This is a genomic window from Gudongella sp. DL1XJH-153, from assembly GCF_049310905.1.
GTDB lineage: Bacteria > Bacillota > Clostridia > Tissierellales > Tissierellaceae > Gudongella.
In genome coordinates, this window is the sequence record NZ_JBMEMN010000025.1 from 32,296 (window position 1) to 44,500 (window position 12,205).

The 12,205-nt window shown below is 40.2% G+C and carries 15 protein-coding genes; 1 reads left to right on the forward strand and 14 read right to left on the reverse strand.

Annotated features, from left to right (window positions below; genetic code table 11):
* Positions 1–79: 79 nt before the first annotated feature.
* From ACOEN1_RS10025 to ACOEN1_RS10065, 9 genes are all read right to left on the reverse strand, one after another.
* On the reverse strand, positions 80–1,261 hold the full coding sequence (locus tag ACOEN1_RS10025) for a M20 metallopeptidase family protein (protein ID WP_422486762.1): 1,182 nt from the start codon (positions 1,259–1,261) through the stop codon (positions 80–82).
* Positions 1,262–1,273: 12 nt separating this feature from the next.
* Positions 1,274–2,449, reverse strand: coding sequence for a M20 family metallopeptidase (locus tag ACOEN1_RS10030; RefSeq protein ID WP_422486763.1), 1,176 nt, complete (start codon positions 2,447–2,449; stop codon positions 1,274–1,276).
* An 18-nt stretch (positions 2,450–2,467) separates the two neighbouring features.
* Positions 2,468–3,160 (reverse strand): hypothetical protein, encoded by a 693-nt coding sequence (locus tag ACOEN1_RS10035; RefSeq protein WP_422486764.1) that lies wholly within the window; start codon positions 3,158–3,160, stop codon positions 2,468–2,470.
* Positions 3,161–3,180: 20 nt separating this feature from the next.
* Positions 3,181–3,876, reverse strand: coding sequence for a DUF5058 family protein (locus tag ACOEN1_RS10040; protein ID WP_422486765.1), 696 nt, complete (start codon positions 3,874–3,876; stop codon positions 3,181–3,183).
* Positions 3,877–4,047: 171 nt separating this feature from the next.
* Positions 4,048–4,890, reverse strand: a complete 843-nt coding sequence (ispE, locus tag ACOEN1_RS10045; RefSeq protein WP_422486766.1) for a 4-(cytidine 5'-diphospho)-2-C-methyl-D-erythritol kinase — start codon at positions 4,888–4,890, stop codon at positions 4,048–4,050.
* Between the two features lie 106 nt (positions 4,891–4,996).
* The gene (locus ACOEN1_RS10050) at positions 4,997–5,257 is read right to left on the reverse strand and encodes a Veg family protein (protein ID WP_422486767.1); all 261 of its coding nucleotides are present in this window, start codon (positions 5,255–5,257) and stop codon (positions 4,997–4,999) included.
* 219 nt (positions 5,258–5,476) lie between these two features.
* Positions 5,477–6,838: a magnesium transporter gene (mgtE, locus tag ACOEN1_RS10055; RefSeq protein ID WP_422486768.1), complete on the reverse strand. Its 1,362-nt coding sequence runs from the start codon at positions 6,836–6,838 to the stop codon at positions 5,477–5,479.
* 321 nt (positions 6,839–7,159) lie between these two features.
* Positions 7,160–7,462, reverse strand: coding sequence for an iron-sulfur cluster biosynthesis family protein (locus ACOEN1_RS10060; protein WP_422486769.1), 303 nt, complete (start codon positions 7,460–7,462; stop codon positions 7,160–7,162).
* A gap of 92 nt (positions 7,463–7,554) precedes the next feature.
* Positions 7,555–7,902, reverse strand: a complete 348-nt coding sequence (locus ACOEN1_RS10065; protein ID WP_422486770.1) for a phage holin family protein — start codon at positions 7,900–7,902, stop codon at positions 7,555–7,557.
* 242 nt (positions 7,903–8,144) lie between these two features.
* Here ACOEN1_RS10065 and ACOEN1_RS10070 point away from each other — a divergent pair, with 242 nt between their 5' ends.
* Positions 8,145–8,330, forward strand: a complete 186-nt coding sequence (locus ACOEN1_RS10070) for a DUF1858 domain-containing protein (RefSeq protein WP_422486771.1) — start codon at positions 8,145–8,147, stop codon at positions 8,328–8,330.
* Between the two features lie 70 nt (positions 8,331–8,400).
* On the opposite strand, the gene ACOEN1_RS10075 is transcribed toward ACOEN1_RS10070, so the two are convergent.
* The 5 genes from ACOEN1_RS10075 to ACOEN1_RS10095 all read right to left on the reverse strand — a co-directional run bounded on the left by ACOEN1_RS10075 (position 8,401) and on the right by ACOEN1_RS10095 (position 12,125).
* Positions 8,401–8,634 (reverse strand): glutaredoxin family protein, encoded by a 234-nt coding sequence (locus ACOEN1_RS10075; RefSeq protein ID WP_422486775.1) that lies wholly within the window; start codon positions 8,632–8,634, stop codon positions 8,401–8,403.
* Positions 8,635–8,949: 315 nt separating this feature from the next.
* Positions 8,950–9,624: a LamG domain-containing protein gene (locus ACOEN1_RS10080; protein ID WP_422486772.1), complete on the reverse strand. Its 675-nt coding sequence runs from the start codon at positions 9,622–9,624 to the stop codon at positions 8,950–8,952.
* Between the two features lie 317 nt (positions 9,625–9,941).
* Positions 9,942–10,802, reverse strand: coding sequence for a 16S rRNA (adenine(1518)-N(6)/adenine(1519)-N(6))-dimethyltransferase RsmA (rsmA, locus tag ACOEN1_RS10085; RefSeq protein ID WP_422486773.1), 861 nt, complete (start codon positions 10,800–10,802; stop codon positions 9,942–9,944).
* Positions 10,792–11,337, reverse strand: coding sequence for a ribonuclease M5 (rnmV, locus tag ACOEN1_RS10090; RefSeq protein WP_422486776.1), 546 nt, complete (start codon positions 11,335–11,337; stop codon positions 10,792–10,794). The genes rsmA and rnmV overlap by 11 nt, the downstream gene beginning before the upstream one ends.
* Before the next feature lie 5 nt (positions 11,338–11,342).
* On the reverse strand, positions 11,343–12,125 hold the full coding sequence (locus ACOEN1_RS10095) for a TatD family hydrolase (protein WP_422486774.1): 783 nt from the start codon (positions 12,123–12,125) through the stop codon (positions 11,343–11,345).
* Positions 12,126–12,205 lie beyond the last annotated feature (80 nt).

Sequence of the window (12,205 nt, forward strand, 5' to 3'; positions counted from 1 at the left end):
ATTCAACATTTTAAAATAATCTCTGACTTCAGCAAACCCCTGACTAAAAAAGTCAGGGGTCATATTCTATTTCCTTGTCTTATCTATTAAGCCAGTCTGTTGCTGCCTGGGATATGAGAGCCACTCCCCTCTGAAGCATATCTTCATTTATGTCAAACTTACTGTTATGGTGAGGATAAAGTTCGCCATCAACCGGTTTATGGGAACTTAGGAAGAAGTATGTTCCTGGTACTTCATTTATAAAGTAAGCCATGTCTTCTCCACCCATTACAGGTTTTTTCATTTCCCTGATGTCATCTTCAGGTATGATTCTCTTGGCAGATTCAACAAAGTTCCTGGTAACCTCTTCATCATTTACCAGTGGAGGATATCCAAATGTATAATCAAACTCAATGCTTCCCCTCATTCCCTCTGCAACACTTCTTGATATTTCTTCAAGTCTTTTTGCAAGAAATTCCCTGACATCTTGATCCACTGCCCTGCATGTACCTTCCAACTCTACAGTATCCGAGATAATATTGTATTGGGACCCTCCTTTTATCATTCCGAATGTTACTACGCCTGGATCAGTCGGACTGGTTTCTCGACTTATTATTGTCTGAACATTGGAAATAACCTGTGAGGCTATTGAAATCGGGTCTACACCATTTTCAGGATATGCACCATGACACCCCTTGCCTCTTATTGTCATCTTGAATCTATCAAGACATGCCATCATGCTGCCATATGATACCAACACTTCGCCATCCTTGCTGTCGCCTGTAAGGCCTCCTATGTGAAGTCCCAGCACGCCATCAACCTTGGGGTCTTCAAAGGCTCCGTCATCAAGCATTGGCTTTGCTCCTCCAGGACCTTCTTCGGCTGGTTGAAATATCAGCTTTATATTTCCCTTGAGGTTTTCCTTTTCTTTATTCAGGACCTTGGCAACCCCAAGTAGTATGGAAGAGTGGGCATCATGTCCACATGCATGCATGTTTCCATTTGTAGAGGCAAATGACAGTCCAGTCTCCTCTTTTATTGGCAGTCCATCCATGTCAGCTCTCAGGGCGATTGTTTTGCCTGGTGAGCCTCCTTCTATAAGCCCAACTATACCTGATACCCCTACATTCTTTCTATAGGAGATTCCCATTTCATCAAGCTGCTTAGCTATAAAAGCTGATGTCTCGGGCAATTCCAATCCTACCTCTGGAATCTGATGCAATGTTCTTCTCCATTTAACAACTTCTCCTTGAACCTCTTTTGCTTTATCCAAGTAACTCATCCACTTCCTCCTTTATTTCACAAGATAGTTTTCAATCATTGCTATATAGAAGTGGATACACTCCATATAGCTGTCTATGGGAACAAATTCGTTAGGTTGATGCGCCATATCTGCATCCCCAGGCCCATAGAAAATGCATGGAAGACTGGTAGGTGGAAGAAATATTGATGCATCTGTATAGAAATTGACACCCTTTGGTTCAACTTCCTTGCCGAATTCTTCCTTGATTGTATCAGTAGCCATTCTTACGAACTCGTTTGATATCTTTGTTTCAACAGCTGGGCGGTCATTGAGCACCTTAACATCAGCCTTGAAATTCTCAATTTCACTTGCAAGTTTTTCAATCATTGCTTCGAAGTCCTTAACAATATCACCGTGCACTTGGCCGGGCACAGTACGCATGTCAACTGTTATTGAGCACTTGTCAGGTACAACATTTGTCTTTACTCCACCATTTATTGTAGAGATATTCATCGTAGGAGAGCCTACTAATTCGTTTTCTTCGTATTTGAACTTATAACTCACCAATTCGCTTAATAGGGCATTCATATGAACTACTGCATTTACTCCCTTGTGAGGAAATGCTCCATGTGCTGTCTTTCCGTAGGTAGTGATTTCAACCCAAAATGCTCCCTTTTCTGCTACATTTACGCCATTTGAGCTAGGTTCACCTATTATAATCGCGCCAACTCCATCCAATCCACCATCTTCCAGATACTTAACTGCTCCTATGCTATCAGTTTCCTCACCGGCGGTGGCAGAATAGATAAAATCTCCCTTTAGCTCCCAGCCTGCTTTTTTAACTGCCTTGACAGCTGTCAACATGGCTGCGAGACCACCTTTCATATCAGCAGAACCTCTTCCATATATTTTGCCGTCTTCAATATCTCCACTGTAAGGTCCGTGCTCCCACTCAATATCTCCTGGTGGTACAGTGTCAAGATGTCCGTTAAAGAACAAGGCATCTCTTTCTCCTGATCCCTTTATTCTACCAACTACATTACCTCTGTTGTCGCCAATGTCATCGACAAAATTGTCCACATCGATCTCATCCAGTTTAGATTTAATATATTTTGCCAGTGGCAGCTCATCTCCTGGTCCATTAACGGTCTTGAATCTTATCATTTCCTGCAGAAGCTCAATAGCTTCATCTTTATTTACATAGTCAAGAACTTTTGTGTCTTCCATCTCATTCGCCTCCTTTATTTATGCTTTATTCTTTCTCTTATATGAAACTACTGCAAATGCTATAGTCAAGAATACAGATGCAGGAATTACCACATAAACTGGAAGTACTCTTATTATTCCCAACATAATCAATACTATTGATAGCGCAAATGCTCCATATACAGGATGCTTCATTGCAAACATGGCAAACATTGATCCAAATATGCCAGGTAGTACAAAATCAAATCCATTTATAACCGGTTCTGGGAAGTAATTGAACAATTGATTTCCTGCTACTGCCGCGATTGTTATTACAATTAGATTTGTAATTATAGAGCCTGCTATTCCAAGAGTAGCCACAAGCTCTGCCTTGTTGCTTCCAGGTTCAACCTGTAATGCTTCCTGCGCAACTGCTGCGCATGGTAGTCTCATGTTACCAATATTTCCTGCAAGAAATGACATATACGTCCCTGAAACTCCCAATACTGGGAAGAATGATACTGGCTCAATTACATAGTAGGATCCATAAATTGATGCAATAAGGAACCAACCTGTCAGTATTCTTCCAACTGGCGGTATTGCTCCGTAGTTCAAGTATAAATATATTGCCGGCAAGAATGAAAGTGGTATTGCTATAAGTAGAGTCCATCTTCCTGTCTTGATTATCGGCTTACTAAACGCATCTTCATAATTCAAATTATCTTTGGTTGCTCTTTCAGCTACATTATCCATCTTTTTCCCTCCTTATAATTTTATGTAAATAATACTCCTGCTATCATTCCAATTATCATTGCTATACCCAGATTATACTCCAGGAGCTTTGGCATTCTTTTTGATATATATACAAGTGCTATCATTGCTAAACCTGATATTACTGCTGCTATTAGTCTTCCTCCACCTGCAATCAAATGTCCTCCAACAAGGTATGCAAATGCACCAAGCATTGCTGCTCCACCTATTTCAACAGTCAGTCTATCATCTCCCTTGGAGATTCTGTCTCTTATTCCAGTAAGCCTGTGTGCAAATAGTCCGGTGAAAAGAAGCCATCCAACTCCATTCAATGCCATTGTCCAGACTGATGCTGAAAATTCAGTAATACCATAATTTGGGCCGCCAAATTCCACTCCCATTGCTTGAGCTCCCATAGTTGCCCCTGTAAGCTCTGTAGGGGCAGATCCAATCATTGCAAGTCTCATCCATGTAATGGGTGCACCAACAACCGACATCATCCCAAGCATTACTATAAACACCGCCAAGGCTGGTCCTATAGCTGAAATGGCTCCTACCTTGAATGCCTTCCAAGCTTCTGATCTGCTAAGATCTGCGTATTGCCCTGCGTTGAATGCTTTCTTTGAAAACAGAACTGCCTGAAGCGCTACAATTCCAATTCCTGGTGCTGCCATCAACCACAGCATCGGGTCATTTGCTACTTGTAAATAATCACTCACTTGAATCCCTCCATTTCTCAGTTTTCATTCTTTCATTCTGATTTTCTCATATCCTGACCACGTTTTCCTATAAAAGTCTGTCTAATTATTGTGCTGTTGTAATTTCGCACAAAAAAATACCGAGTTATTGTTTTAATCAACAACAGCTCAGCATTTTGGTGAAATAGTTTATTAAATTGTAGTGACATGGAATACGTGTGGAATAATATCCTGGAGCTTCTTTCTTGTAAACTCCAGCTTCTCTGTATCATCATAGAGGCCAAAAACAGATGCACCGCTACCGCTCATCAATGCTCCAAGAGCTCCATGTTCTTCCATGATCCTCTTTATATCTCCAATTATTGGATTCTCAGGTATAATTGAATCTTCAAATACATTGAACATTCTGTCTGCAAGGCATTTCTGATCATCATTTTCTATACACTGGATTAATATATCCATTGGCTTTCTTTCAGCTGGGATATTGAGCTTGCTGTATGCATAGGCACTTGAAATACCAAATCCTGGATTTGCAAGAAGGATGTGCTTGTCCTTAAATGGCTTGAGACTTGTAAGTTTCTCCCCGATTCCTTCAGCAAGAGCAGTTCCTCCAAGGATGCAGAATGGTATGTCGGCACCGATCCTCTTGCCAATGGCCATGAGTTCATCTCGGGTAAGGCCAAGATTCCACATTTTATTAAGTCCCAAAAGTACGGCAGCTCCGTTTGAGCTTCCTCCCGCAAGGCCTGCTGCAACTGGGATAATCTTGTGTATTTCAACACTGATTCCGGATTCTGTTCCTGTCATCTTCCTGATCTCATCCCATGCCATATGTACTAGGTTTGTATGGTCAAGGGGTACAAGACTGTTGTCGCAAGATATTTGGACACCCCTGCCACCCTCTTTTATTATTACCGTATCGTGCAAGCTTATTTGTTGCATGATGCTATTAATTTCGTGATAACCGTCTTCTCTTTTATATAGGACATCCAGCGCAAGGTTTATCTTGCCGTAGGCGTTCTCTTCAATTCTCAATGTCGATCGCTCCATTTTCTACAGATTTAATACCTGATAATTATACCATAAAGACTGTTCCATATCATTTTTTTGCATAGAAAAACCTACCATAAGGTAGGTTGTCTTAAGATATACTAATAAGTCTGTCTGCTTCTTCGCAGATTGTTACTTCTACTGTTGATGTAAGCACATCAGAATAGGTATACGATACCGTCCTCGTGCTGTCGTAATCATTGCTTATCCTAACTACAAATAAGCTCGGGTAGGCTGATTCAAGTACTCCCTCTCTCACTGTTGTCTTCTTTCTACCTCTGTTTGCTCTGAGAATTACTTTTTTGCCGATACACCCTTCCAGGTCTTTTTTGATCTGAGCTACACTATTCATACTGTTAGAGAACCACCTTCCATTTCATTCTCCCAAACTCTGGGGACAGAAGGAGTGTGTTAGGGACACTCATCATGTAAACATTGTAACACAAATGGAAGGTCATGTCAACCAAACAAATTATTATACTATTATACCCTTCTTTTGTCAATTGCATGCTTTATATTATTTTTTTAAATATATTTAATATATATCTTATTGACAAATGCTGGATGGAATTTATGCACTCAGAAGCATTGTAGCAATTGAAAAATACACTATCAGACTGATCGCATCCACAAATGTAGTGATCAGTGGACCAGCCATTATTGCAGGGTCGACCTTAAACATCTTGGCAACCATTGGGGCAAGTCCGCCCAATAATTTTGCTATTACAACCGTTACAATCAAGGTCAAGGATACAGTAATGGAAACAAGGAAGCCAGCTCTGGTGATAACCATAAGTCTTGCGAAGTTTACTGCTGCAAGGACAACTCCCACTATGATACTTATCCTGAACTCCTTCCAAAGGACCTTTGCGGAATCCTTCATCTCGATTTCTCCTGTTGCCAGACCACGAATCACAAGGGTTGAAGCCTGACTTCCGGAACTACCTCCGGTGTTCATAAGCATGGGCATAAATGATGCTAGAATTACAACCGAACTTAAGATTCCCTCGTAGCTGCTGATTATCTGGCCTGATATGGTTGCTGCAACCATCAGTACCAGGAGCCATACTATTCTTTGTTTTGCAAGACTAAATACACTTGATGTCATATATGGATCATCAGATGGTGCCATAGCAGCCATCTTCTGGAAGTCTTCCGTTGCTTCCTGTTCCATAACATCGATAATATCGTCGATTGTAATAATACCGGTAAGTCTCTTTTCCTTGTCCACTACAGGCAGTGCCAGGAATCCATATCTTCTAAATAAGCTTGCAACTGTTTCCTGGTCATCATGTGTCTCTACATATATTACATCATCCTCCATCAGGTCTGCAATTACTGCATCCTCAGGGGAAACTACAAGAATTCTCAGTGATATTATTCCTTCCAGCTTTCTGTTCATATTTGTTACATAACAGGTGTAGACAGTTTCTTTGGAAAGTCCTGTCTCCTTGATGTGCTCCATGGCTTCTTTTACAGTCATGGATTGGCGAAGCTCCACATACTCGATTGTCATCAAGCTTCCGGCAGAGTCCGGTGGATACTTCAAAAACTCATTAATAAGCTTCCGCTCTTCAGGAGTTGAATGCTTTATTACCTTGCTTACAATATTTGCAGGCATTTCTTCAATAAGGTCAATCATATCATCAAAGAACAGTTCTTCAACTATGTTTCTAACCTCTTTATCGGTTATTGCTTCGATTATTTCCCTTTGGTTTTCAGGCTCAAAATGTGCAAATACCTCTACCGCCTGATCCTTTGGCAGCATTCTGAAAATAAGTAGTGTGTTGTGCAGGTCCAGCTCGTCCAGGACATCTGCTATGTCGACTTCATTTAAGTCCTCAAGTATCTTCTTGATTTTAAAGTATTTCTTTTCCTCAATGAGCTGAAGGATCTCATCAAGTATTTCATCTATTGTTTTGATTTCATCCATGTTATTCCTCCTTTTTGGTTATTGTTGGAGGAACCTCCGGTCAGGTTGATGACCATGGCTCCAATAAATTGTTATACAACTATCCGGCAAAGGACTCGAATCCACAAATCATCACTCCCCTCGAATTTATCTCTATCCTTCATTATAACACCATTTCAGTATAAATTACAATTCATACCCAAAAAGCATTGGGGACGGTTCTTTTTGCTTTTCAGAGCATGTATACATAAGCAGTAGGAACCGTCCCCAATGCTTTTCAATGCTTTTTGGGTAGAAAAAAAGACAGACCATATTTTGGCCTGCCCCTAAATTCAATTCAAACTAACAGCTTGATGCAGCAACTCCATCAGGATAAACGCTAAATCCACGTCTTAACCAGTTGTCGCTGAAATCAACAGTAAAGCTTCCGAAGTTCTCAGTTATCATATCTTCCATAACAAAGTGGAAATCTTCAATCTTAACTTCAATGTCCTCATCTTTTAGCTCGTCCAGAGCTAATCCAAATGTAGGACCGCCTCAACCATAGCCTGCGATATAGATTCTCAACAATTTGTCTTCATTCTTCTTATTTTCAAGTACTTTCTTCAGCTCATCTTTAGCTGTACTTGTAATTTCAATATTCATTATATTCCTCCTCTATCAATATACCCCTATACGGTATCTCTTTTTCTATTCTACATCATATGGTTTTTGTAGTCAAGTTAAAATTCAAATATTTATCTGAATCTCCTTCCAGGTATTAAAAAGTCAACGATACCAAGTACTAGAGCTCCTAAAAGCGCTCCAATCAAGGTAATGTTGAATCCATCAACTATATATCTTGTCAAATAAAGTACTGCTGCACTTACTAAAAATCCTGTCAGTCCCGCTCCAAATGGCGAGGCCTTTACTCCAAGAAATCTAACTGCTGCCCAACTCAATAGCCCAACTACAACAGCTGCCACAAAAAGTGTCCCGAAGCCTCCAGCAATGGAGAATCCCGGTGTGAAAAAAGCAGCTATCCCGATGACTATTGCGGATACAAGTATTTGTATCAGTAATGCAAATATACCCCCGCTCTTCATATGCATCCCTCCTATTCATATATATCCTGATTTTGTTATATTCAAACAAAAGGCAAGAGCACTTTGCAATATGGATCAATATTGGCGAATAGATCGCAGTCAAAAAGCAAAAGGAACCGTCCCCAATGCTTTTTGTTTGTATAAGCAATTATCAATATCTTAGAAAAAAATCAAAATATATCTAGCAAAATATTTCTTTATATGCTACTATATTACTATGAATTAAAAGGAGGGAACAATTAATGGAAGTTACAAAAGATATGCTTATCGGCGAGCTTATTAGGAAAAAGCCTGAAGCTATAGAGACTCTACTTAGATTCGGCATGGGTTGTGTAGGTTGTCCTTCAAGCCAAATGGAGAGTCTGGAAGAAGCAGCTATGGTACACGGTCTGGACCTAAACAAGCTTATGGAAGCTTTGAACAACTAATTATAGTAAAAACTGAATCAACAAAATAAAACTCTGAGATGAAAATTCATCTCAGAGTTTTTAATTTTGCCTAAACATCAAGCAGCGTGTCGATTTTTTCCTTGTCAAATCCTACGATCTCCTGACCGTCGATTACAACCACTGGAACTCCCATATGTCCCATAGCCATCAATTCTTTTCTTGCATCCTTATCAGTTGAAACATTTTTCTCAACATATGAAACACCTTTTTCAGATAGATGATTCTTAGCAAGTGTACAATATGGACATGTACTGCTTGTATAAACTATAACTTCGTTCACAATAATTCCCCCTTATTTTAATTCCTGACATAATTATACCCCCTAAGGGTATGTTTGTCAATGAATATCTAATACTATTCTACCCACAATGTCTGTTCATAAACGTTCCTTTGATCTTGAACTATAATCACACCAAATAAAGAACCAATGTACTTGGATATGAGTGTTCAAAAAAGACGAATGAAACGTCCCCGTGTCTTTAAACTGTCCCTTTGGTTTTGGACCAGTTCTTTTTGGGGTTATGTTAGCTACTTCAAATCATAATACATACTTCTACTATGTAAATGGGGCGGATCATAAGTCCCGCCCCATTAAAAACTAATTGTCTATTCTAATAGCTGTATGTCCGTTTCCAGTGGAGTCTACAAAGGGTGATACTGCTTCATTAAGCTTCCAGTAAGCAACCAATCCTTGATCGTCTCCATTAAGTTCATTATTCATGGTGTCAGCTATCTGCTGCTCGCTTCTTGCATAATTCCAGATTCTAACGTCATCAATTTCGCCTTCAAAGTATCTCGCTCCATCAAGATAATCCATTCCTATAGCAAGGAAGGATGTGTTTTCTTGTAATTGCAATGTTCCTGCATTAGTGTATGTTCTTACAAGCTCTCCATTGACATAGATATTCATAATTGAACTTGTCCTATCAAAGGTCGCGGCAACATGCTGCCACTGGTTCAAAGTAACTTCACCACTTGCTGTTGTCAAATTAACATTCCCAATTGTAAACTCTAGACTGTTTGATATAGTAGTAGGTCCCAATCTGAATGAAAATGATTCTACAGCAGGTTCATGATACTTTGATACAATTCCTCCAAGACCGATATGGGTTTCTGGTTTAATCCATGCTTCAATTGTTATCGATCCATCATCTGAATAAATCAAGTCACTGTGCTCTACTCTCAAATACTCATTTGTTCCATTGAAATCATAACCTACATTAGGTGCTTCTTCATCCCTGACTATCCTCCTGGATTTCGTACAGGACCACACCGTACGTGCGACTTTCACCGCATACGGCGTTCCATCGATAATAGTTCATATGATATCCCCCAATACCATATCTTATGTAAATTATAAACTGAAAATTCAAAAATTTCAAGGATTTATCACTAGTGATTGTTGAAATGTCAATAACTATGTCACTAAATATGCTTTTAAATAATTGAACAAAGCTTACTAATACAAAGAATCAAATACTACTGTATTTGAAAGCTATTGGTTATAGTTGATTGACAACTATTATTAAAATCTATAAATCTAGTAGACCCATGCCTTGAGAAAAAGACGAATGAAACGTCCCCGCGTCTTCAAAGCCGTGGCAGTTCTCTTGCAAGTCGGACATAGTCATCCATTTCCAGGTCCTCGCCTCGGACTGTTTCTTCTATGTTGACTCTTTTTAGGGCTTCCCTTATCTCTTCCTTGTCTGCTTCAAGCCCGTAGGTTGAAAGTGCATTGATCAGGGTTTTTCTTCTCTTTGAAAAAGCTGCTCTTACAAGCTTAAAGTAGCTATCCCTGTTTGTATCGGGAAGAGTCTCCCTTATCTTAAGCTTTATAACAGAGCTGTCGATTTTTGGCTGTGGCATAAATACAGTCTTTGGAACCTTCATCATTATTTGGGGCTCTGTGTAGAAGCCGACAAATAGTGTAAGTGATCCGTACTCCTTTGTGTGAGGCTTTGCAACCATCCTGTCCGCTACTTCTTTTTGAACCATTACGCTGATTGATTCAAATGGAAGCTCCTCTTCAATAAGCTTTCCGATTATGGGCGTGGTTACATAATAGGGTAAATTTGCAACGACCTTCACAGGTTGTCCGTCGCACTTCTCTTCTATTATCTCCCTTAAGGGCAGCTTTAATACATCCCCATAGACAACCTCTACATTGTCATATGGCTCCAGGGTCTCAGAAAGGATTGGCCTAAGTCTTTCATCTATCTCTATTGCAACGACCTTCTTTGCTTTAAGGGCCAGTTCTTCGGTCAGGGTTCCCATGCCAGGACCAATTTCAAGAACATAGTCCTCCTTGGTTATCTCCGCGCCTCTAACTATTTTCCTAACGATATTTCCATCTATCAGGAAATTCTGTCCCAAGCCCTTTGAAAATCTGAACCCATGACGATCAAGAACCTCTCTTACCTGACTTGGTGAGTACAGTCTTTTATTCTCCATCCTTCTCTATCCTTTCCATTGCCCTTAGGAATTCTTCCCTTGTCACTCCAAGGTGATTCAGTCTGTTTAACAGCTGCTTTCCATTTGTATATCCAATTCCAAGAATTTCTCCAAGCTTTTCCCTTCTTTGTTTGGATCCCGGTCCACCTGATAGGTTGAAAAGAAAGATATCATCTCTCTGGAAAGTCTCCTGGGCTTCAACAATGTTGGGTCTGGATTTCTCAATTGCTTCCCTAATGTCTTCAGGTGTGGCATTTTCAATTCCGATATTATCCTTCTTCAAAGCCTTTCCCTGTGGAAGGAATGCATGCTTGCAGTCTGGGATATGCTTGGAAATGTCCTTTCTGATGCTTTCTCCACCGTAGTCGGGATCTGTAAGGATTATTATCCCCCTTCTCTCATGTATGGACTTTAGTGTCTGGATTAGCTTTCTTCCATAGCCAAAGCCGTTTGTGGCAATAACCTCGCACTCCAGGGCTGCCTTTACAGCGGATATGTCATCCTTTCCCTCTACCACTATTACTTCCTTTATCATAAGCTTCACTGACCTCTCCCATTTATTCCGAAGAATCTTAACACATTGTCACTTGTTGTCTGGGCAACCTCTTGATAGGTTATTCCCTTTTCCTGGGCAATTCTTTCAGCTACATATTTTACATACATGGGCTCGTTTCTCTTCCCTCTGTATGGTTCGGGCGTAAGGTATGGACTGTCTGTTTCAATAAGAAGCTTGTCCAGAGGAACAACTTTTGCCACCTCACGTGGAACCCTTGCATTCTTGAATGTCACAGGTCCGCCAAGTGAAATATGGAATCCAAGCTTGATATATTCCTCTGCCATTTCTGCACTGCCTGAATAGCAGTGGAGTAGACATTTCAGTTTTCCATCCTCCCCTGCTTCCTTAAGGATATCAAAGGTCTCCTGTGCTGCATCCCTTGTATGGATCACAACAGGCATATCCAGTTCCTTGGCTAGGTCAATCTGTGCCTTGAACCATTTTCTCTGGATGTCCCTTGGAGAATTGTCGTAATAGAAGTCCAGACCGATTTCTCCTATGGCTACAACTTTATCTTCCTTTAACAGCTCTCTTAAATCACTTAAATCCTTGCCTTCGAGATCCTTGGCCGAGTGGGGATGAACTCCCACCACGGCATATATATTCTCATGCTTTTTTGCCAGCTTAATTGATGCCTTGCTGGATTCAATATCAGCACCTACATTTATAACCAGGTCTATTCCATTGTCCTTGAGACTCTTTATTAAGGTCTCCCTGTCAGGATCAAATCTCCTGTCATCAAGATGTGCATGACTGTCTATTAACATAATACCTCCTCGTATAATATAGTTACAGTTTAATTACTGTATGTTCTTTTCTATCTCACTAATCTTGTGAGATAATTGTT